A 19,110-nucleotide genomic window follows, 5' to 3' on the forward strand; every position below is an offset into this window, starting at 1 on the left:
CACGTCGGCCGCGTACACGATGCCGGTACCGGTATAGAAGTGCTTGCCCACGTCAGGTCGCCGGCCGCGTCGCGCAGCTTGCTTGTCCCCGCGACATCGGGAGGCTCCGTGAGCACCCCCGTTCCTCGCTCCCGCCGCCGGCGCTTCCGGGCGCCCGGCACGCCCACGCCCCGCCGGCCGGTCGACAAGGCGAAGGTCGGCCGCCGCTCGGTGCGCGCCGGGATGCCCGGCACTGAAGCCGCGGCCGCGCTCGATGACGCCCGGCTGGCGGGGTGATCCTCGGCTACTCGGTCCGCCATCTATGAGCCTCACACCGCGTCCCCTCAGGTGAGGGCGTCGCACACGGAGCCTGTCAGCTATGAGCCAGGGCCTGCGCCGATCGTCCACCCTGGCCGCTAAGTCACTCCGGCAGGGTTAAATGAAGAGGTTAAAGACTGGGGTAAATATTGCTAGGGTGGGGGCACGAGAGGAGATCCACGCATGGCATCCGAGGAAGAGCTGTTCGCGAACATCGACGCACTGTTGGCGGAGGAGCCGCAGCTCCCGCCCCCGGCGGAACGCGCCCGGCTCCGCGAGGCCGCCGGCATCACCCAGGCCCGCCTCGCGGCCGCGCTGAAGACCACGACGCAGACGGTCAAGAACTACGAGAACGGCCGCTCCGAGCCGAAGTCGCCGCGCCTGGAGGCGTATCAGCGGCTGCTGAAGGGGTGGGCGGCGAAGTACCCCGCCCACGGCGCCCCCGCCGCGCCTGTCGCCCCCGTGGCTCCGGCTGCCGCGCCGCAGCCGGTGACGCCGGAGACATTCACGGGCCCGGCCGCGCCCGAGGCGACGGCTCCGGCGTCGGTGGAGGCTCCCGTCGCCCCGGCCGCTCCGGAGCGCCCCGCCCGTCCGGCCGCCCGTCCGGCGACGTCGCGGCGCCCGGCAGCGAAGAAGGCGACGAAGCCCGCCGTCGACCCGCGCTTTCCGCACGGCCCGCTCGCCGTGCTGGACGGCGACGGCTCCGCGTACGGCGTCGACGGGATCGTGCTGGACTGCCCGGCGACCACGATCCCGGAGCTGGTGGAGTGGACGCTGCGCGAGTCCGGCCTCGGTGCGCCGAAGCTCAACCGCTACGGCAAGGACTCCGACCCGCTGATCGTGCTCACCGCCGCGGCCGCCGTGAAGCTCGGGCTGCCCGAGCGCCTGGAGGGCCACGAGCAGCGCCGCTCCCTGCGCCTGCCGGAGGACCACCCGGTCGTCAAGCAGGTGGCGAAGGCGAAGTGGCAGCTTACGCAGCGCGGTTTCGGCCCGTGGGCGCGGATCTACCGCAAGGCGCAGGGCCGCGAGAGGCAGTGCGTGCAGCTGGCGATCCTGTCGTGGGACGCCCTCGATGAGCGGTCCTGGCCCGGCGTCTCGGAGATGGAGCCGGCCGACATCGCCCGCGTCCTCGGGGTGTACGCCCAGCGGGTCATCACACCGCGCGGCTCCACGGCCGTCTCGGGCCTGGAGCTGATGACGGCGCTGCGCCCGCCGACGAAGCCGGAGCGCGATGAGGAGACCGGCAACTGGATCTCGGCCTACAACCCTGGCTCGCTGGGGACGGAGCCGATGGACCCGGCGCCGCCGGAGGCCACCCCGGAGCACCCGGTCGTCGTTCAGTCCGGCTGGACGGGCGGGTTCCTCAATGAGGAGGCGTACCAGTGGGTGCGGTCGGTGGACTCGCTCACCGGCGCGGAGTGCATGATGCCCTTCGCGGTCGGCCTGGACCTCAACACCGCGTTCCTCGCCGCCGCGGCCCGCCTGGTCGTCGGCTTGTCCGCTCCGGACCACTTCCATGCCCCGAAGTTCAATCCGAAGATCCCCGGGAGCTGGCTGGTCGACCTGAGCCACATCGAGCTGGACCCGCGCCTGCCCTCGCCGTTCACGCCGGACGGCTCCCGTCCGACGGGCCCGGCCTGGTACCAGACGCACACCGTCGCCTACGCCCAGGAGCTCGGCTACGACGTCCACCCGATCGAGGCGTACCTGCGCCGCGAGACCGGCGCGTACCTGGACCCGTGGCACGACCGCCTCAAGAACGCCTACGTCGACACCCTCGCCGACCTCGGCGTCACCAAGGACCTGGACGACCGCGCCTTCCTCGCCGCGATGGAGCAGCACAAGCAGGTCGACCCGGCCCTGGCCGCCGTCCTCGCGGCCATCAAGGCCACCGTGAAGGGCGGCGTCGGCAAGCTCCGCGAGCGCCCGCAGGGCCGCCACTACAAGGAGGGCGAGCGGTGGCCGGCCCTTCAGCGGCCGACCTGGCGCCCGGACATCCGGGCCGCCGTCATCAGCAAGGCCCGGGTCAACATGCACCGCAAGCTCAACAACATGGCGAAGATGACCGGGCTGTTCCCGCTCGCCGTCCTCTCCGACTGCGTCGTCTACCCCTCGCCGGGCGCGAGCCCGCTGGACTTCCTCCCCTACGCGGCGTCCGGCAAGCCGCAGCCGGGCGGCTTCCGCCTCGGGCCGACGCCGGGCCTGGCGAAGCTGGAGGGCGTCCAGCCGATGCCGTGGGCGGTGGAGCTGATGGAGAAGGGCCTCAACCCGGCCCGCCACATCAAGGGCGGCGACGCCGTCCTGGACGAGGGCGAGTAACTTCCCGCCCCTCCCACCTCGCTCGATCCACACGAAGGACCGCACCGATGACCTCCGCTGACAGCATCCGTCCTCGATGGGCACTGCCTACCCGACCGCCGGGCTACGACCCGCTCCTGTTCGCCTGGGCGATGCGCGATATGCGCCTGACCTGGCGCGCTCGCGGTGTCCTGGCCGAACTCACTACCGGATACACGGACGACGACCGGCCCCTGATGCACCAACTGTCTTCGCTGACCCGCGACGAGCGGCTGGCCGCTGAAGGCCGAGAGGCGTTCCGTAAGGCCGTCGCAGAGCTGCGCGCGCTGGGCTACCTCAAGCCGGAGGGTGATGGTGTGGCCGAGCGCTTGGCCGTGAACCTCGACGCGGCCAAGTACGCCCGCCCCGTCCACGACCGGTTCCACCGTGACGACGACTACGACGGGAGCTGAGCCGTGAACGAGATCGAGGACGCTATCGAACGCGCCGACCGGGAGGCGTTCACCAAGGAGCCGCCCAAGACCCTCAAGGGCCAGATCGGCTTCCTAATCCGGCAGTTCGGCAGCGCGAAGGCCGTCGCGGCGGAGCTCGGAGTCACCGCCGACTCCGTCAACCGCTACCGGCGCGGCGCCCGCAAACACGCCCGCGCCGACGTCGCCGCGAAGATCGACGACATCGTCCGGCAGCGGTGGCAGCCTCTGGTCCGCAAGCGCCGGCATCGCCAGGCCGCCACCACTGGCGGGATCACCGTGGAGACCCGGGCCCGGTTCGGGTACACCGCGCCGGTCGGCACAACCGACGACGGCCGCTTCCGGCGACTCACCGTGCACCTCCCCCCCCAGTACGCGCAGCGCCTCTTCGACGCCCGCGACGCCGGGGCCAGCGACCAGCAGATGCGCCAAATCATCGCCGAAGGATTCAAAGAAGTGTATTTCCAGGACGGCGGAGCCCGCGCCATGGGACTGTCGGACGTGGCCATCAATGACATTGATTACCTCGATCTGGATTACTAACCAGGAGGCGAAATGTGCCCGCTGCATTTCTGCTCTGACTGAGCATTTCGATTGGCCAGTGAGCGGCTCAGTCGGCCAGTTGAATCCTGATGGTCTCGGCGGGGTGTGGCCTTGACCTCTTCGTTGGGGGCCTCACTGTGGGGGCGGCTGGCTCAAGTGTCCGAGGCGGCGCATACGGTGGCCTCGGCGACCCTGGGGGCGGAAGGAGCAGTCGGGGTGGGGACATTGCGTATCACGGATGCGAACCGGCTGTCGGTGGTGAAACCGGAGCTGGCTGCGACGCTGAACGTCGACAAGTCCGGTATCAACGCGGACGAGTTGACCGTCGGGGCCAACCAGAGGGTGTGGTGGAACTGCCCGGACTTCCCCGACGAGCACGAGCCGTGGGAAGCCGTGGTGAACAACCGCACGGGAGGGTTCCGCAAGCGCTACGGCACCGGCTGCCCCAGCTGCCGCCTGCGCCAGACCTCAGTGCAGGAACTGCGGTTGAAGGCCGAGCTCAGCACCGTCCTTTCGATCGACGTCAACCGTGATGCCGTCCACACTGGGCAGGTCGAGCGCGTCGACATGCTGGTCGATACCGACGGACTGCGCCTGGTCCTCGAGTTCGACGGGTCCTACTTCCACGGGACCGAGAAGGCGCGCAAGACAGACATCGCGAAATCCCAGCGCCTACGCGACGCCGGCTGGACCGTGGTGCGCATCCGGGAGGCACCGCTCGACCTCCTTTCACCGGCCTACGACGCGCAGGTCGGCTTCCTCGCCGAGCCGGAGGCCGCGGCAGCCGACATCCTCGATCACCTGGCAGCACTGGGCCTGCTGGCCCCGGCCACGGCCGAGCACTACCGCGCCCTGGACGCGCCGCAGGCGGAAGAGACGGCGCGCAGGTGGATCCGCGAGCGCATCGGCGAACAGGCAGCACGAAAGCTTGAGTCGTCGGCGCAGAACGATGCGTGGGACTCCATGTTCGAGGGCCTAGCCGAGTACGCGGCCGCTGCCGTCGACTGCTACCCCTCGGATGAGGTCCGCGTCGACGGGCGGAGCCTGGGGCGCTGGTGCCGCAAGCAGCGGGATCTACAGCGTACCGGCCGCCTTCGGAGCGACCGGGCCGAGCGCTTGGCGACGATCGCCTGCTGGTCGGCCCAGACCGCGAACGAGGCTGGCTTCTGGGCTAGCTACGACCGCTACCTGCGGTGGGCTGAGCTGGCGGACCCAGGTGAACGGGAGCAGGTGCTGTCACGCCGTGCCGCGACCGTGTGGGCAAACAATCTGCGGGGGCGGCGAGCCGATCTGATCGCCCGCGGAGGGGATCTGCCTGGCGATCAGCTGGAGGCCATGGAGAAGGTGCCCGGTTGGTCGTGGGACCCCTACCAGGACGCCCAGGAAACGAAGGTCGCGGTGATGCGGCGGTTCTGCGCAGCCACCGGTCGGGCCGTTTCGTCGATCAAGCAGCGCGAGGAGTGGGACGGCCACCCCGTCGGCGTGTGGCTGAACTCCTGGCGCTCCCGCCGCGATGTGCTCTCCGCCGCTCAGAAGGCCGAACTCGAGGCGCTGCCGGGATGGACCTGGAACCAACGCGGAGACCAGTGGACCTCGATGTTCCAGCAGCTCGCGGATTTCGGGTCGGCGCGGGGGCACATTCAGCCCAGCCTGAACCTCGGCGACGAGCAGGAGAAGGCACTCGCAAGGTGGAAGCGTAACAACAAGAGCCGCCTCCAGGGCCGCAGCGACGACAAGGCTCTTCAGCTGAGGGCGCTCCTGGCCCACTACGGGGAGGTTTTGCCCTGACCCTCTGTAGGCCTTGGCAAGTCGGGGTCGTCAGGTGCATTGCCGCTCGTCAGCTCCGATGCTCAACTGGCCGACTGAAGCGCCCAGTGACATCTGCCTATCGACCGCGAAAAGAGCCCGCTGACCACCGTGGACGAAGAGGCCGTGCGCCTGGCCGACGTCCTGGAGGACCACCCGGGCACCAGCGACGTCACCGACGCCGGCATCCAGGGCGACAAATCGCCTTCACCGCGGCCGGAGGCACTTGGGTGCTCGACTTCCAGTCCAGCCCCGACAGCGAGGTGTTCCAGGACCCGACCGGCGCCCCGGCCCCGGCCCCGGCCGACGGTCCCACCGCCGCCGTGCTGCGCGACGTCGTCCTCCCCGCGCTTCTGCCCCACCCCGCCTACCGGGCCGCCACCGCCGACGGCGACACCCTCACGGTCCACCTGGCCACCGGCCGCCACTAGACCCTGGCCTCACCCCAGCCGCCGCCTGACCCGGCCGGCACACCACGGGCCGGATCCCGGCATCGCAACTGCCGGGGCCCGGCTCTCGTACCGCCGCTCACCCCGCAGAAAGGACATCGCCAGCGTGACAGGAACTCGGTCAGCGACCGTAGTAGCCGACACCGGCCGACACCGAACCCGTTGATCCGGGACGAACCAGATTGCCGGAATTCCCTATGACCACCCGGCATCTGGTGGATTGTCAGTGCCCGGCTCTACCTTCGAAGGGAAGTCCTCCCAAGCGAAGGCGGTGCACGTTGGCGAACGGCGTCTGGCACGAGGAACTCCAGCAAGTCCTCGCACTCGACAAGGACGACCTCGGTCTCCCCCGCGCCAGCAGACACCTCGTGCCCGATCTGATCGACGCGCTCCTCCGCCCGATCGCCGAACGCGACCGGTTCCTGCTGCAGTGCGTCGAAAGCCAGGCGGGTCGCATGTGCAAGGCAGAGCAGAACGGCGTGCAGAGCCGTTTCATGTACGTCCGGAAGCATCGCGGCCCCGATGGCCTGGTGCGCTTGCGGGCGGCGCACCTGCCCACGTCCCACGAGATGACGCCGGAAGAGAGCGACCGGCACAAGGCCATGAAGGAGTTCGTGGCCCGGACCTGTGACGCGGCCGGCATCCGGTACGACGTGGAGAAGGCGACCAAGTTCCGAACGGCCCGGCCGGACGTAACCGTCATCGGCGATGGAGGACTGAACCTGGGATGCGAGGCTCAGTACTACAACGCCAGCTCCGGGACGGTCCTGCGCCGGTCCCGAGCACACGCCAGCGCCGGGCTCACCGCCAACTGGATCACCGACAACGACAAGTTCCACCTCGTCGACCGAGCGAACTGGATGCTGACCCGGCCGGCGACATGGCGGCAGATCAGCAATGCCACCGATCTTCCGCTGATGGGCGGGTACCGCGTCCTCGTCGAGTGGACCTGCACAGCGGCGGCCGAGCGTCCATGCCCCGACGGGCTGGCGAAGACCGGCTGCGGCCGGGTGCACCTGCAGTGGGACACCCCCCGGCGGCTGGACGACGAAGGTACGGGCTGGACCGGGGGAGCCGGAAACACCCGGGGCGTCACCGTCGGACAGACGTTGATCGGCGCGGCCACCGGAACCGTGGTGCCGCTCTTCATCCCCTCACAACGCAGCCCGCGGGCTGGGACATACATGTGGGTGCCTGCCCAGGACCGGGCCACGTGGTCCGGGTACCGGCCGATCGACGAGCCGCCGGCTGAGGGAGTCGTCGAACCTGGCGACGCGATCCACTTCTCGGGTGAGGAGGCGGAGCTGTCCTGCCGATTCGGAGAGGAAAAGTGGACGCCAAGCGCACCGCTGCCCCGACGCGGCCTCGCGCAGCTCTCCATCACTGTCGACAGGCCGCAGCCTCCCGTGCACCCAGCCGCGGCGGAACTCGCGCCGCACGGTGTACCGCTGGTCCTCCGCCGGCCGCAGCCCGGGGAGGGCGAGACCGGGGCTCTCCGGCGTGACCAGACGGCACAGCCCACCGCCCCGCCCCTGGGCGCAGAGCCGCCACAGCCGGTCAGCGCCCCCACTGCAGAGGTCCGGCAAGCCCCTCAGGACGCGCCTGGCACAGGCGCGCCGAAAGACGAACCAGATTCGAACACGCGTATTGTTTCGGTCATGGCCGAGACGTCGTTTCCCAGCGACCTGCTCGCCGCCCGGACCCGCCTGAACCAGGCCACCGCGGAGCTGTCGGCGCTGCTGCGGTCCCTGCCCTGGTCGGTGGAACCCCTGGAGGGCTGGCCCGGTATCGAACACCCTCATACTGGCGAGGTCACCGGAGGCCGGGAGCCCAGCCCGGGATGGACCAACGAGCAGAAGGCATCCGTCGCCCGGCTGCGCCGGGAGTGCCTCGAACTGTCCGCAACTGTCACTACCCACTCGTACTGGGATGCTTTCCAGGGCGAGGACGTGGTCAAGGAACGGATGCGTCTCAAGGCTGCCGCCTCCCGCCCCGAGACGACGATGACCACAGCGGGCCTGAGCCCGGCTGCCTGAGCTGTACGGCGCAGGGTACGTCCTACATCCACCCGCCCCCGCGAAGGGCAGCCTCACGACCGCGATCCATCGGCGGCCCTGGCGCGGGGCGGCACTTCATGCCTGTGGCCGCAGCTGCTCGGTGCGGCGGCGTCTGGGGATCAACCGGAGTCTGAGGCGAGGGAGTTGAAAGTCTCCCGCATGATCTGGTCGGTGGCGCCGGGCTGTTCGACCAGGCTGTCGAAGAGGTCGGCGAGCAGCCAGAGCACGAAGTTGTGTACCAGGGCTTCCTGCGGTGGGATCGTCCCGAACTGGTCGCGCCAGGCCACGGTGTCCATGCCCATGGCTGCGGCCATGAGGACGCCGGTCACCATCGGTACCTGGGCGGGGTCGGCCAGTTCGAAGCCGGGCAGCTTGCGGATCACGGCCGGGATCAGATCGCTGAGCGGATCGAGGCGGTCCTCCTCCTCGCCCTCCTGCTGGCCGATGATGTGCGCGGTCAGCACGCCCACCAGGAAGACCGCACCCCGGGACACTTCCTCCCGGCCGTAGGTGTCCATCGCGGCCTGGACACGCTGCTGCGCCTGCCGACGTTCCTTCTCTGACGTGCGCTTCTCTAAGATCCGGTACGAGTCCCATGCCGCACGGACTGCCTCGTCCACGACTACACCGTCACTGGTCATGCGCTGACCGTAGTGAGTCGGCGGGCTGCGGGGGGAGTCCTCACACAAACCGCTGGCCTCGATCCGGCGCGGCCCGCTGTGTTCCGGCCGGCCGGACGCCGGGCCTCTAGCCTGCCGGTGCGTCTCCCTGGCGGCCTGCCGCGTCGGCGGCCTGCCTTTCGCGACGCTTGGCGCGAGTGCCGTTTCCGGGGCTGTCCTGCGCCTCCCAGTCGGGTTCCGACCCGGGATCCTTCGCCGGAACCTTCGTCACCTGCAGACCGGCCGCCTTGCCGCGGGTGTGCTGACTGGTGTCGCAGGTCAATAGCCGCACGGGCCGCCCTGCGAGGGACTGAATGGCGACCGCCCGGTCAATGATCTCGTCATCTGCGAGGGGCAGCCGCACGTGCCCCAGCGGATCCAGGACGATCTCCAGACTGATCTGGCCGCGGACTTCGTCCTGGGTGAGGCGGGACCGGCGCCAGATCCCGGACAGGGATCCGTTCAGCGTGCCGTCCAGAAGTCCCAGCGTGTGGCCCGCTCGCCAGCGCGGCCGGTGCTTGCCCGCCTCCTTCAGGCCGTCCAGCTCGTCGACCACGGTGATCGGGAACAGCAACCGGATGTGCTCACCGGACGGCAGCCCCAGCACCTTGTGGAGGTCGACGTCTTCTAGCTTGTCGGCGTTCTGAATGTAGAAACTGGAGTCAGCGACGACGAACCACTCCGGGCCGTCCCAGCGGTTCATCAGCGACCGCAGCAGGTCTATCGCCGCCTTGAGGGCCTCGTCGCGCTCCGCCAGCTCCTGGTCCACGAGCAGGTTCACAAGGCGCTGCTGCTCCGAGCCCGCGAGGTGCCCGACACCGTCCAGGAGCGTGTCGTGGCGCTTCGTCAGGACCAGGGCGGTGAGGTCCTCGGCACTGACGAGGTTCCGCAGCTGCTGAGCTGAGCGCAGGGCCCACTCCAGATAGCCGAGCAGCCTGCCGTAGGCGCTGGTATACCCGCGGCCGCGTTCGTTGGACGCTGCCGTGTGTACGGTCCGCAGCGCATCGAGTAGGTTCTGCCGGTCGGTTCCCGGGCGGGGCGTGATGAGCATGCGTGGATCCTGCCAGGGGCGGGCCACACGGTGCCGCAGGTTTCCAGTGCTACATCCACCGCCGCCTCCAAGGGGGCCGGCGCCCGCTCCGCCTGTGGCCCGGAATCGTGTCACGGAGCCCCTGTCACGATGTGAGGTCTATAAGGCTCACACGCCATTTGCCCAGGTAGGCGAGGTGCCCTATGAGGGTGTGGCCTGTGAGGTGGAGCTCGCGTGCCGTGCTTCCGTACGCCCCGGGCCGGAGCCGCCGACGCGGCGGACGATGGAGTCATGGGCGAGCACGACCAGGACCAGGGCGACGTCGCCGAACCGACGCGGCCGCCGCTCACTGCGGCCCGCGCCCGGGAGATGACGGCCGGGCTGCGCGAGGCGATGGACGACGTCCGGCGCTCCGTGGCGGTGCTCGCCGCCCGGGTCCGCGACGCGCACACCGCCCGCGTCCGGGGTGCCGCTCGGGCACGGCACCTGGGAGTCGTACTGCGCCGTGGAGTTCGGCATCAGCCGCGCGCAGGCGTACCGGCTCCTGGACGTCGCCCGCTCGCTGGCCGCGATCCACGGTGCCGTCGCCGCCGGCACCGATCCGTCTCGCATGCGAGACACCGGCCCGGCCGCTGCGGCCGCGCTCAACTACGGCCTGTCCCAGCGCGCCCTGATCGCCGTCTCTGGCCGTAGCGGTGACGTCGCGGAGATCACCCGCCGCCTCGCCGCGCTCGCTCACAACGGCCTCCAGGCCCTTGATGAGGCCACGGTGCGCGCGGTGGTCCGCGAGGCCGTCCGTGACATCCGAACCGCGCCGCCCCCGCCGTCCGACGACGCGTCGGCGGACCCGACCGTCGCCGCGCTGCGCCGCGTTGTCGACGAACTCGCCGCCAGCACCCACGCGATCGGCGAGCTGATGCTCGAAGTCGCGCCGACCTACCTGTCAGACACCGACGCGGCCGACGTCCTCGCTCTGCTCTGTGAGGAGATCGGGGAGCCCCTCGAGCACGGCCACGCCGCCCGCCGCTACGCCATATCCGGTGACCGCCGCGCCCTGCACGGCACCGTCCTCTGACCGCCGCCGCTCGCGGACACCGGCTTGCTGTGAGTCATACACCCTGTTTTCCCTGGTGGCCGGGGGGTGCTGTGAGGTTGTCAGGTGTGAGGCGAGGGCCTGCGGCAGGGACCTGGTGCTGCTCCTGGTGGTGGCCGTCGGATGGCGGCAGGGCGGTGTCGTGGGTGCAGCGCAGCATTTACATGGGCCCGCGTAGCACAAGGGTGCTGCACGGGTCGGAGGCCGGCCCCGGGATGGTGCAACGGGCGGCGCCGGTTTGTTCTGCTGCTCCAGAACGATCCGGTGTAGCCGGTGCTACTGGCTCGCTGCTCGGTCCCTGCCGGGAACGACGACGGCGCCCTCCCGGTCGGGGGCGCCGTGATGGTGCGAGGGTGCGGCGGCGGTTCAGCCGGCTAGCCGGAGGATGGGCCGGACCTCGGGGGCGGGGGCGTCCTCGCCGCCGTCCGGGTCGGGGTCGGAGTCAGTTGTTGTGGGAGCCGGCGGGCGCTCGTGGTCCCGTCCCGTCATCGCTACCTGACCACGACAGGAGACGTCCTCATGTCCGCTCCGACCACCCCGGCCGCCGCGACCGCCGACACCAACCTCACCGACGCTCTGGCGGCCGTCACCACGGAGATCGGCCGCACCGACGGCAAGGCCTCCCTGCTCCTGGCCTTCACAGGGGCGGCCTTAGCCGGCCTCGCCTCCCTCGCCGGCCACCACCTGCCCACGCCCGCCGCGATCCTCGGAGCCCTCGCCGTCACCGCGCTCGCCGCCGCCACCGTCCTGCTGCTCCTGGTCGTCCGCCCCCGCCTCAGCGGAGGCGACCGGGCATCGTTCCCATACTGGGCACGGCTGGACGAGGACGGTATCCGCGCCTGCATGAATGGCGACACCCGCACCGCCCGCATCCGCGTCCTGTCCGTGATCGCCCTCGTCAAGTTCGGCCGGCTGCGCCGCGCGGTCGACTGCATCCTCCTCGCCCTCGCGCTCCTGGCCCTGGCCGCGCTCACCGCGCTGGCCGCCTGACACCGGATGGCGGGCTGTATGCCCGGGGCGGCCGCAGCATCGGCAGAAGTCGACCGCCCCGAACTGCTCCGTCCCCGTCACAGGGCGGAACACCTCCAGCATGCCCGACCACCCGGCACCCCCGGGCGGCAGACGCCCGTGCAGCACGGGAACGCAGGCAACGAGGCCGCTGCCCAAGATCGGATCTGCACAATTGTGCAGCTCGCGCTCGCCACAGACCTACCAGCGTCCGTCCTCGCCGACTTCACCGGCACCAGCATCAGCAACGCCACCCGCTGGACCGGATACGCCATACGCGACTGGCTCGACTACATCGCGTCCCGCACACAGATCTGACCGCTCCCCCGGACGGCGATCACGGCCCAGAGAGACCACCGGGAGAAGGGGCCGGTCCTCGCGCCTCTGCGCATTCATCGATGAACGCGCAGAGCCGACGAATGAGGCTCAAGGAGGAGGGTGTGGGGTCCGAGTCGCCCTGCATGTGCGGTGCATCCTGGAGCCACTGTTGCCACAGGCCCCCCGGTTGCCGGAAGCGGTCGGCTTGACCCCCTCCGAGGTTCAGGTCGATGAACTGGAGAGCGCCCATGACGACAGTCTGGTCGTATCCGAGGTCAGGACGGCGGAGGTAGCGATCCAGGTAGGCGGCGAGCAGATCGGCGTCGCGCGCCGTTCCGAAACTGGCCAGGGCCACGCTGTAGGCGAGCCCAGTGCAGCAGACCTCGCTGGCCAGCAGGAGTTCCCCGAGGCGCTCACGGAACTCCGTCCAGCGGGAGACAGCTATGGGCCAAGCCGCAGTTCTCCGCTCTCGCCAGCCGCCTTCAAGCAGCTTGGCGATCTCATCGGCGGTGATGAGTCCTGCGTCCTCACGGAGATCTTGCATGAATCGGTCACACTCAGGACTTTGCACGCGTAGCAAGCCGCCGCCGAGCTTCAGGTAGCGCCGCTCGGGCGTGACATAGCGGCGAACCAAGGTCAGCAACTCGGCATCGTCGTGCGGATTGCACATCACACAGCCGATCTTGCCTTGTCACCGCGGAACAGAGCCAGCCCCTCCCTTGGTCTGCTGTTAGCTGAGCAGAGGCAGACCCAGCTCCAAGGCCCGCGGGTCAGCCGCCATGGAGACCCCACTCGTCGAGACCCCCGTAGATGTGGGCTTCGAGGCATTGCGGGGCGCCAAGGCCCACGGCCTCACCCCGGTACACGGCGATGAGGGAGTCCTTGCCCCGCCACCAAGAGTCCGTCACGCCCTGTACTTCGGGGACCGGCTCGAATTCGCCGAGATCCAGTGCGTCGACGGCATTGCGCGTGACCCTTGTGACGGTCGTGGCCCAGCGGCGGGCATGAGCTGCGAGCGCCAGGGATTCCACCCATCCGTCAGTGCTGGCATGCAGGGGCGTCCAGCGGTCGGCGGCGATACCGAACGCACCGTCGGGGCCGATCACGAAGCCGTAGGCCATGGACACCCGGCAGTCCCCTGCCGGAAATGACCAGCCTTCTGCGGGCGTCTCTTCGGGGCAGTCAGCGTCCAGGATGCGCGGACCACCCTCGTAGAACGGGGCAGGCGGCAAGGCGAGGCCGCCCCAGCGGTCCTGGAAAGCAGTGGCACGTTCGATCTCCGCAGCGGGGATCCCCTGCTCGATCCACCCGTCGCGATGTCGCCGGATGTCCTGTCGGCGAACGCGGATGCCCTCCGTCTCGATGAACCGCTGGGCCCTGCGGCTCAGGCCGGCAGGCGCGACCGGGACGGGCGATACGGGCTGGTCAGCCATTACCGCTGCTCGCCCTCACCCGCGTGGAGCACGGGCGACGCAATCTCCCGCACACGCTCCAGGCTGATCCCTGGGCGCTGCTCGACGGCGAGGGGGTGCTCAGTCGGTTCCAGCTCGACGAAGGGGCGCTCGCCAACCGGGCGGGTATGGACGCGCGTTGTCATATTGAGCGACGTCGCCGGGTACACCGGAAGATCGGTGGTGAGCCAGCCGAAGTAGGGCTTCTCCGTTTCGCGGCCGGGTCTGTCCCACAGGTCTGAGGCCCGGGAGAAGCTTTCTCGGCTGAGCGAAACCCAGACGCCCCAGGAGAACGCCTCGTCGCTGCCGATGACCGGTATCTCGATCAGGCCTTTGACGAAGTAGTGCTGAGCGCGGACCACGCACTGGTCCGTGGAGAACAAGCAGTCGTCGGCGTCGGCGAAGGCCGGAGCCCACACGGCGGGGCCCTCGGCCGTGTAGTTCATCGGCACCTCAGGGTGGTGGGCCCCGCAGCACGCGCAGGTGAACCCCAAGTCACTGGTCATGGGCCCGGAGCCTAGCGACGGACTCCAGCCGTACCCGAAGGGGGCTTGCTCGGCACAACTCCGCGCAGCCAACTACTCCGCTCAGTCACAGCTGGCTACCCCGAGGACAAGCGATGGCAAGCGGCTTCCGTGGCGCCTTGGCACTGGAATACCGCAGCTACGGAACAAGTGCACCCCGCCAACATCGAAGAAGCTCGGCTGCTGCCTGGAGTGCTTCGACGGTACGCCCGTCGACCCGAGCACCTGATGACCCTCCCCGCACCGGCCGTTCACCGGCTGGCCGCGTGCGCAAGACCTGTCCCGACCGTCCAGGCCGGGACGGAGCCCGCACAACCGGGCGGCCGCAGCACCGGCAAAGGCCGGCGGCCCGCTCCCTCACCCCTTCGAGCTCAGGAGAGATCCAGCATGCAGCATCGTCCCGCCCTCTTCGCCGCCCTGCTCGGACTGACCCGCGCCGGGAGCGCGATCGGAGATTCCGCGCTTAACGCGGCGAAAGTCGTGTCCACCTTCTCCGATGTCGCGCTCTCGCAGGGCCGCTGACGCTCCTCGCCTATGGGGAGACTCGAGTGTCTGTCTCGGTTGGCGGGCGTCGACGTTGCGCCGCCCAGTTCCTCCCTGAGGTTGACGGTGTCCCGAGTCCCAGAAGCGGCTCTGAGCGCCCCGTAGCATCGGCTCTGAGCGAGGTGCAAGCCATTCACGGCATCCAGCCCTCGCGCGGCACCCGGCACATCACCTCGAACTCGATGCCGTCGGGGTCCTTGGCGTAGAGCGACTTCGACACCAGGTGGTTGGTGGCGCCGCCCGGCGCGCGGCGCCACTGGAGCTTTCGGGCAATCTCGGAGAGCTCGCCGAGCGTGCCGACCACGACGCCGCCCGGGTCATGGCTGCCCTGGAGGTCGCCGGTGAGGAACTGCAGGCCGATGCCGCCCGCGCGTGGGGGCTGGGGGATGCGTCAGCCGGCGAGGTTCTCCTTGACCCACTGGCGGAGGTCAGTCACGGGGATCGCGTGGCGTGCGTTGTAGGTGTCGTCCTTCGCCCACGCGACGCCGCGGCCCTGCGCGAAGACCGCGCGGTACTTCCGCGTCATGTTGTCGGGGTCGGCGGCCAGCTCGTCGAGCAGCGACGGAACCGTCCACACCACACGGCGGAACGGACGCTCTAGCACGGTCTCCAGCGTCTCGGCCAGCTCGCCGTAGGTGATGGTGTCACCGGCGAGGTAGACGATCTCGTTGCGGATGCGAGGTTCGGTGAAGAGGATGTCCGCGGTCAGGACGCCGATGTCTTCGGGTGTCGTCACGGTGACCGCCGTCTCGAGACTTCCCAGTGCGTTGACGGTGTCGTTGGGCAGGTCCACCATGCCCGAGCCGGGCTCGAAGAGGTAGTTCATGAACATGCCGGTGGAGATGATGACCCACTCGGTCTGGTCCTGGGACCGGAGCAGGTCACGGACGTCCAGCTGGGAGTCGAAGATGTCCTGCGGGCTTCCTCGGCCGATGACGTCGAAGTCGACGCCGAACTGCCACGGGAAGTACCGCGGGAGCCTCGCCTGGAGGGCGGCCTGGGCGACCTTCATGGGGGTCTCGAGTCCGGCGGTGATGCCCGTGCACCCGATGACCGTGTCGTAGTCGGCGAAGAGGGAGGCGAGCTCGGCGACGGTGTTTTTCACGAGGTCCCCTTCGACGATCTTCACGCCCAGGTTCTTGATCTCAGCGATGTCGCGCTGCTTGTCGGGTGCCGTGGACGTGATGGCGCCGGCCCGCAGGAGCACGCTGACGGACGAGCCCTCCACGTCCTTCGCTCGTCGGACGACGTTGCGGATTACGGGCATGCCGAGCTCCCCGGCTCCGATGATGAGGATGTCCCGGGAGGTGGGCATCGAGCTGTCGCTGGTCATCTGAAGGTCCCTCTCGTGTTCGTCTTTCCCCCAGAACGTTCTGGTCGCTGGGGCCTCAAGAAGCACCGTAAACTTTGACATCAGTGTCAAGGTCAAATTGTCGGCCGGCAAGGAGGAGCGAGTGAGTGATGAAGATCAGTGAGGCCGCAAAAAAGGTAGGAGCCCCGGCTCGGATGCTCCGCTACTACGAGCAGCAGGGGCTCATCGAGTCGTCGCGGTCGGCCAACGGTTACCGCGACTACTCCGAGGAGCAGGTCGAGCATGCACGTCACGTCCGGGCGCTCGTCGAGGCTGGTCTGTCGACGAGGATGATCAAGATCGTGCTGGACATCGAGGCTCCGTCGACCCAGGACGCGGCAGGCGCGTGCACCCAGATCCTGGCAGAGGAGCTCGCTCGCGAGCTGCGCGTCGTCGAGAACAGGATCGTGTGCCTGGAGAAGAGCCGAGACGCGGTGATCGACTACCTCCGGCGAACGGGCCACGCAGACCTGCTGACCCCAGCGTGATTGCAACCCCCCGGGACCCGAGGGCGGGCATCGAGTAGAAGCAAGCCCGGCGCGCCCTCGCGAACGGCGTCAAAGCCTGCCCGCACTTCCCTATACGCAGCCCCTTGCAGCCGATGCGCGCTTCAGGCCTTGATGCCCGCATACATGGCGTCGAGAATGCGGCGCAGGTGACCTGGCATGTCGAAGGTGTCAGGGGCGAGGGCCCACTGGAGCTGGAGGCCGTCCATCACGGCTGCGATGGTGACTGCGATCTCGTGAATGTCGGCTTCCGAGCGTAGTTCGCCTGCCGTGACCGCATCCTTGGCGATCCGCTCACACCCGCTGATGACCCGGTCGTAGCGGGCGCGGAAGAATGCGTGGGCCGGGTGGGACGGATCAGCGGCCTCGGCTACCAGGACATTGTTCATCTGGGTGCGGCCCGGGCGTTCGGCGTTTGCTGCAGCCCAGTCCACCAGGCGGTCGAAGAAGGCAGCCATGGTGGCAGGCGCCTCGGCGAGGAACCTGCGGTCGTCTTCCTCGTCGAGCCTGCCCAGCCACCCAGGAAGCCGCTCGCCCCACGATCACCAACCGCGTCACCGACATCGCCCCGCTCAGATGCCTCCAGTGAGCTACGGCTGACCGTCACCGATCACCGGGCCCGCCGACCTGACGGTCGGCGGGCCCACAACACTCAGGTCACCGAGCGCAGTTGGTCCAGTTCACTGCCGATCGCCTCCCGCAGCACGTCATGCTGCGGACCGAGCCTGGACTTCTCGTCGCTCCACCGTTCACGCGGATAGAGCCACACCGGAGCACCCACCACATCGGCAGGCTCCCACTCGAACCGCGGCCAGACATGCGCATGCAAGAACGGGTCCGTGTTCCCCAGGATCTCCAGGTTCACCCGGCGGAAAGCCGGGTCCAGCCGCCGACAGACACGCTCGACCGCTTCGCCGAGTTGGTCCATGTCAGACAGGAACGACAGCCGCTTCGCCCTCGGCAGGTCCGACAGCCGCTGCACGTCCGGCTCGTCCACGAGCAGGACCGAGTAGCCAGGCAGGAACTGAACGTCCCCGATCACCGCGAACCCCGACGTCAGCCGTCGCAGCACGGTCGGGTTCTCGCCCCTCAGCGCAGTCCCGATCCGGTCCCTCCGCCAGTCACCAGTCATGGCCAAAACCTACATTCTGGTGATCAAGGACCGCTCTTCGATCTCCATCCTCCCCACACAGTTCAAGGACCAAGCAAGTGAGGCGAGGAGCGGCCCCGGCCGTTTTCAAAGATTCCCATCAGGCCGCGCTCGATGAACCATAAACGCCCAGGTCAGGGAGAGATTTCCAGGTCGGTGGTCCCGGGGTGGTCTCAGGCGGCATACTCGATACATGGCTGGCATCGAGATCGACGACACCACCGCGGACGCGCTGCAGGCCCTGGCCGACGCGGCAGGGCTGCCGCTGGCCACCTACCTGGCGCAGGTGGCCGAGGAGAAGCGGCGCGAGCGCGCCCTGGCTGAGGGTGCCGAGATCTTCCGGCAGGTCACCAGCGACCCGGAGACGGTCGCCGCGTTCGACGCCGAATACGGCCCGGCGCCGGCGCACACCGCCCCGCGGGCGGCCTGACCTGTGCCTGCCGAGTACTACGTCGACTACCGGTGGTTCCTGGAACGCCAGGCTGAGCTGCTGGACGACCTCGCGGTCAACGACTACTCCGTCTTCGTCGGCCTGGCCGCCCGGCACAAGGTCGACCCGCCCCGCCATGACCAGCACCACCCCGATGCCTTCTGGCGGGCGGCCGTGATGCTGGAGGAGTGCGCCGTGCTCCGCCCGCTGCCCGCACGCAATGAGCTGTACGGCTTCGGCGTGGCCGTGGCGTACCTGGGGATGCACGGGGAGCGCGTGAACACGAAGTTCGAGGCCTGGCGCGAACTGATCGCCGACATCACCGCTCTGCGGCTCGACTCGTTCACCATCGCCGAACGGCTGCGCTCCCTGCGACTGCCCTAGATCACGGCGGCCGCCGCGCGCTCGTTGCCGCAGGGGCGTTCGGCACCGAGCTGGACCTCGCGCAGGCACTCGCGGCAGTCCAGCGGACCGTCCACGACACGGCCCTCCTGCGTCGACCAGCTGAAGCCGCACAGCGCCTTCGGCCGGGGGCACCGGGGATCGCTGGAGGCGGCGTGGAACCGTAGCCCGGCACGTTCCACACGACCGGCGTCCCGCCGTCGTACGGGCCGCCCGTGGGCCAGGTGTAGGCGGCCTCGGTCGTGGTGCAGCGCATCCGCAGATCGGGGCCCTCCCAGTGGGCACCCCGCCGGGTCGCGGTCGCCGCGTCGACGGCGTCGGCCAGGCGCTCGAAGGACAGGTCGTAGTCCGTCATACGGGTCCAGCTGCCCGGCTCCTGCTTCGCGACCAGGGCGCGGAACTCCAGCAGCAGCCGTTCCAGGCCGTGCCGCCCGACCCACAGGGTGTCGCTCTCCTCGTCGTACGCGTCGTCAGGGGTGATCTTCACGGGCATCACACTGCTCCTTGTCCACGCACGCTGGTGGACTGAGTGTGCCGGGACCGAAGGCATCCCCTGCCCTCTGACGCCGAACCTGGATCGTTTGCCATCAAAGTTGGACTGAGAAGGTGGTGATGTGCCAGTCGGGCCTGCGCTAGCCTCGCGCTTTCGCGAGGTGGGGTGTCCGAGGCTTGATCAAATAAGCGGAGAGTGCTCCTGACCTGCAACGATGGGACTTGTCTAGGGT

At 69.2% G+C, this 19,110-nt stretch carries 24 protein-coding genes and 1 pseudogene; 14 read left to right on the top strand and 11 right to left on the bottom strand.

Translation table 11 applies throughout. The annotated features are described in order from the left end of the window. The first annotated feature begins 108 nt into the window (after positions 1 to 108). The 7 genes from AB0N63_RS27860 to AB0N63_RS27890 all read left to right on the top strand — a co-directional run bounded on the left by AB0N63_RS27860 (position 109) and on the right by AB0N63_RS27890 (position 7,899). Positions 109 to 276, top strand: a complete 168-nt coding sequence (locus tag AB0N63_RS27860) for a hypothetical protein (protein ID WP_365532867.1) — start codon at positions 109 to 111, stop codon at positions 274 to 276. 204 nt (positions 277 to 480) lie between these two features. Continuing rightward, positions 481 to 2,616, top strand: coding sequence for a helix-turn-helix domain-containing protein (locus AB0N63_RS27865; protein WP_365532869.1), 2,136 nt, complete (start codon positions 481 to 483; stop codon positions 2,614 to 2,616). Positions 2,617 to 2,663: 47 nt separating this feature from the next. Further along, positions 2,664 to 3,047 (top strand): hypothetical protein, encoded by a 384-nt coding sequence (locus AB0N63_RS27870; protein WP_365532871.1) that lies wholly within the window; start codon positions 2,664 to 2,666, stop codon positions 3,045 to 3,047. Positions 3,048 to 3,050: 3 nt separating this feature from the next. Next, positions 3,051 to 3,608 carry an XRE family transcriptional regulator gene (locus tag AB0N63_RS27875; protein ID WP_365532873.1) on the top strand — a complete coding sequence of 186 codons (558 nt, stop codon included), beginning with the start codon at positions 3,051 to 3,053 and terminating at the stop codon, positions 3,606 to 3,608. A 216-nt stretch (positions 3,609 to 3,824) separates the two neighbouring features. Then, positions 3,825 to 5,396, top strand: coding sequence for a Helicase associated domain protein (locus AB0N63_RS27880; RefSeq protein WP_365532876.1), 1,572 nt, complete (start codon positions 3,825 to 3,827; stop codon positions 5,394 to 5,396). 248 nt (positions 5,397 to 5,644) lie between these two features. Beyond that, a complete protein-coding gene (locus AB0N63_RS27885; RefSeq protein WP_365532878.1) occupies positions 5,645 to 5,845 on the top strand; it encodes a hypothetical protein in 201 nt (66 codons plus the stop codon). A gap of 296 nt (positions 5,846 to 6,141) precedes the next feature. Then, positions 6,142 to 7,899 carry a hypothetical protein gene (locus AB0N63_RS27890; protein WP_365532881.1) on the top strand — a complete coding sequence of 586 codons (1,758 nt, stop codon included), beginning with the start codon at positions 6,142 to 6,144 and terminating at the stop codon, positions 7,897 to 7,899. A 140-nt stretch (positions 7,900 to 8,039) separates the two neighbouring features. On the opposite strand, the gene AB0N63_RS27895 is transcribed toward AB0N63_RS27890, so the two are convergent. The 3 genes from AB0N63_RS27895 to AB0N63_RS27905 all read right to left on the bottom strand — a co-directional run bounded on the left by AB0N63_RS27895 (position 8,040) and on the right by AB0N63_RS27905 (position 10,128). Next, positions 8,040 to 8,561, bottom strand: coding sequence for a hypothetical protein (locus tag AB0N63_RS27895; RefSeq protein WP_365532883.1), 522 nt, complete (start codon positions 8,559 to 8,561; stop codon positions 8,040 to 8,042). A gap of 106 nt (positions 8,562 to 8,667) precedes the next feature. Next, positions 8,668 to 9,630: a PIN domain-containing protein gene (locus AB0N63_RS27900; protein WP_365532885.1), complete on the bottom strand. Its 963-nt coding sequence runs from the start codon at positions 9,628 to 9,630 to the stop codon at positions 8,668 to 8,670. A 180-nt stretch (positions 9,631 to 9,810) separates the two neighbouring features. Continuing rightward, positions 9,811 to 10,128, bottom strand: a complete 318-nt coding sequence (locus AB0N63_RS27905; RefSeq protein ID WP_365532888.1) for a hypothetical protein — start codon at positions 10,126 to 10,128, stop codon at positions 9,811 to 9,813. Here AB0N63_RS27905 and AB0N63_RS27910 point away from each other — a divergent pair. The 3 genes from AB0N63_RS27910 (at position 10,115) to AB0N63_RS27920 (ending at position 12,028) form a co-directional block, all read left to right on the top strand. Next, positions 10,115 to 10,684 carry a hypothetical protein gene (locus AB0N63_RS27910; protein ID WP_365532891.1) on the top strand — a complete coding sequence of 190 codons (570 nt, stop codon included), beginning with the start codon at positions 10,115 to 10,117 and terminating at the stop codon, positions 10,682 to 10,684. The genes AB0N63_RS27905 and AB0N63_RS27910 overlap by 14 nt on opposite strands. 537 nt (positions 10,685 to 11,221) lie before the next feature. Beyond that, positions 11,222 to 11,692, top strand: coding sequence for a Pycsar system effector family protein (locus tag AB0N63_RS27915; protein WP_365532893.1), 471 nt, complete (start codon positions 11,222 to 11,224; stop codon positions 11,690 to 11,692). Positions 11,693 to 11,887: 195 nt separating this feature from the next. Then, complete coding sequence (locus tag AB0N63_RS27920) at positions 11,888 to 12,028, top strand: hypothetical protein (protein ID WP_365532896.1); 141 nt, start codon at positions 11,888 to 11,890, stop codon at positions 12,026 to 12,028. Between the two features lie 19 nt (positions 12,029 to 12,047). Here AB0N63_RS27920 and AB0N63_RS27925 read toward each other — a convergent pair whose 3' ends face one another. From AB0N63_RS27925 to AB0N63_RS27935, 3 genes are all read right to left on the bottom strand, one after another. Beyond that, a complete protein-coding gene (locus tag AB0N63_RS27925) occupies positions 12,048 to 12,698 on the bottom strand; it encodes a DUF6000 family protein (protein WP_365532899.1) in 651 nt (216 codons plus the stop codon). 100 nt (positions 12,699 to 12,798) lie between these two features. Beyond that, complete coding sequence (locus AB0N63_RS27930) at positions 12,799 to 13,461, bottom strand: hypothetical protein (RefSeq protein ID WP_365532901.1); 663 nt, start codon at positions 13,459 to 13,461, stop codon at positions 12,799 to 12,801. Beyond that, positions 13,461 to 13,925, bottom strand: a complete 465-nt coding sequence (locus tag AB0N63_RS27935) for a DUF2199 domain-containing protein (protein ID WP_365532920.1) — start codon at positions 13,923 to 13,925, stop codon at positions 13,461 to 13,463. Before AB0N63_RS27935 ends, AB0N63_RS27930 begins: the two co-directional genes overlap by 1 nt. Positions 13,926 to 14,390: 465 nt before the next feature. Between AB0N63_RS27935 and AB0N63_RS27940 the strand changes: the two genes are divergently transcribed. Beyond that, positions 14,391 to 14,525 (top strand): hypothetical protein, encoded by a 135-nt coding sequence (locus AB0N63_RS27940; RefSeq protein ID WP_365532904.1) that lies wholly within the window; start codon positions 14,391 to 14,393, stop codon positions 14,523 to 14,525. Positions 14,526 to 14,688: 163 nt separating this feature from the next. Here AB0N63_RS27940 and AB0N63_RS27945 read toward each other — a convergent pair. Both AB0N63_RS27945 and AB0N63_RS27950 read right to left on the bottom strand, forming a co-directional pair. Next, positions 14,689 to 14,847: pseudogene (locus AB0N63_RS27945) on the bottom strand (VOC family protein); the annotation flags it as partial. A 90-nt stretch (positions 14,848 to 14,937) separates the two neighbouring features. Further along, complete coding sequence (locus AB0N63_RS27950; RefSeq protein WP_365532906.1) at positions 14,938 to 15,879, bottom strand: aromatic alcohol reductase; 942 nt, start codon at positions 15,877 to 15,879, stop codon at positions 14,938 to 14,940. 128 nt (positions 15,880 to 16,007) lie between these two features. On the opposite strand from AB0N63_RS27950, the gene AB0N63_RS27955 reads away from it, so the two are divergent. Continuing rightward, entirely contained in the window at positions 16,008 to 16,385 is a 378-nt protein-coding gene (locus AB0N63_RS27955; protein ID WP_365532909.1) for a MerR family transcriptional regulator, read from the top strand. A gap of 122 nt (positions 16,386 to 16,507) precedes the next feature. Here the strand turns inward: AB0N63_RS27955 and AB0N63_RS27960 are convergent, their stop codons facing one another. Next, on the bottom strand, positions 16,508 to 16,861 hold the full coding sequence (locus tag AB0N63_RS27960; protein ID WP_365532911.1) for a TetR family transcriptional regulator C-terminal domain-containing protein: 354 nt from the start codon (positions 16,859 to 16,861) through the stop codon (positions 16,508 to 16,510). 194 nt (positions 16,862 to 17,055) lie between these two features. Further along, on the bottom strand, positions 17,056 to 17,535 hold the full coding sequence (locus AB0N63_RS27965; protein WP_365532913.1) for a diadenosine tetraphosphate hydrolase: 480 nt from the start codon (positions 17,533 to 17,535) through the stop codon (positions 17,056 to 17,058). 211 nt (positions 17,536 to 17,746) lie between these two features. Between AB0N63_RS27965 and AB0N63_RS27970 the strand changes: the two genes are divergently transcribed. After that, complete coding sequence (locus AB0N63_RS27970; protein WP_365532915.1) at positions 17,747 to 17,983, top strand: antitoxin MazE7; 237 nt, start codon at positions 17,747 to 17,749, stop codon at positions 17,981 to 17,983. A gap of 3 nt (positions 17,984 to 17,986) precedes the next feature. Then, positions 17,987 to 18,367 (top strand): toxin Doc, encoded by a 381-nt coding sequence (locus tag AB0N63_RS27975; RefSeq protein WP_365532917.1) that lies wholly within the window; start codon positions 17,987 to 17,989, stop codon positions 18,365 to 18,367. Position 18,368: 1 nt separating this feature from the next. Here AB0N63_RS27975 and AB0N63_RS27980 read toward each other — a convergent pair whose 3' ends face one another. Continuing rightward, positions 18,369 to 18,878, bottom strand: coding sequence for a hypothetical protein (locus tag AB0N63_RS27980; protein WP_365532919.1), 510 nt, complete (start codon positions 18,876 to 18,878; stop codon positions 18,369 to 18,371). Positions 18,879 to 19,110 lie beyond the last annotated feature (232 nt).

It is taken from the genome of Streptomyces sp. NPDC093260 (assembly GCF_040683715.1).
Taxonomy (GTDB): Bacteria; Actinomycetota; Actinomycetes; order Streptomycetales; family Streptomycetaceae; genus Streptomyces; species Streptomyces sennicomposti.

Excerpts from the sequence above, each read along its gene's own strand:
- AB0N63_RS27865 (WP_365532869.1), top strand. The coding sequence starts at position 481 with ATGGCATCCGAGGAAGAGCTGTTCGCGAACATCGACGCACTGTTGGCG.
- AB0N63_RS27870 (WP_365532871.1), top strand. The coding sequence starts at position 2,664 with ATGACCTCCGCTGACAGCATCCGTCCTCGATGGGCACTGCCTACCCGA.
- AB0N63_RS27895 (WP_365532883.1), bottom strand. The coding sequence starts at position 8,561 with ATGACCAGTGACGGTGTAGTCGTGGACGAGGCAGTCCGTGCGGCATGG.
- AB0N63_RS27900 (WP_365532885.1), bottom strand. The coding sequence starts at position 9,630 with ATGCTCATCACGCCCCGCCCGGGAACCGACCGGCAGAACCTACTCGAT.
- AB0N63_RS27905 (WP_365532888.1), bottom strand. The coding sequence starts at position 10,128 with ATGCCGAACTCCACGGCGCAGTACGACTCCCAGGTGCCGTGCCCGAGC.
- AB0N63_RS27915 (WP_365532893.1), top strand. The coding sequence starts at position 11,222 with ATGTCCGCTCCGACCACCCCGGCCGCCGCGACCGCCGACACCAACCTC.
- AB0N63_RS27925 (WP_365532899.1), bottom strand. The coding sequence starts at position 12,698 with ATGTGCAATCCGCACGACGATGCCGAGTTGCTGACCTTGGTTCGCCGC.
- AB0N63_RS27930 (WP_365532901.1), bottom strand. The coding sequence starts at position 13,461 with ATGGCTGACCAGCCCGTATCGCCCGTCCCGGTCGCGCCTGCCGGCCTG.
- AB0N63_RS27935 (WP_365532920.1), bottom strand. The coding sequence starts at position 13,925 with ATGAACTACACGGCCGAGGGCCCCGCCGTGTGGGCTCCGGCCTTCGCC.
- AB0N63_RS27940 (WP_365532904.1), top strand. The coding sequence starts at position 14,391 with ATGCAGCATCGTCCCGCCCTCTTCGCCGCCCTGCTCGGACTGACCCGC.
- AB0N63_RS27950 (WP_365532906.1), bottom strand. The coding sequence starts at position 15,879 with ATGACCAGCGACAGCTCGATGCCCACCTCCCGGGACATCCTCATCATC.
- AB0N63_RS27955 (WP_365532909.1), top strand. The coding sequence starts at position 16,008 with ATGAAGATCAGTGAGGCCGCAAAAAAGGTAGGAGCCCCGGCTCGGATG.
- AB0N63_RS27960 (WP_365532911.1), bottom strand. The coding sequence starts at position 16,861 with ATGGCTGCCTTCTTCGACCGCCTGGTGGACTGGGCTGCAGCAAACGCC.
- AB0N63_RS27965 (WP_365532913.1), bottom strand. The coding sequence starts at position 17,535 with ATGACTGGTGACTGGCGGAGGGACCGGATCGGGACTGCGCTGAGGGGC.
- AB0N63_RS27970 (WP_365532915.1), top strand. The coding sequence starts at position 17,747 with ATGGCTGGCATCGAGATCGACGACACCACCGCGGACGCGCTGCAGGCC.
- AB0N63_RS27980 (WP_365532919.1), bottom strand. The coding sequence starts at position 18,878 with ATGCCCGTGAAGATCACCCCTGACGACGCGTACGACGAGGAGAGCGAC.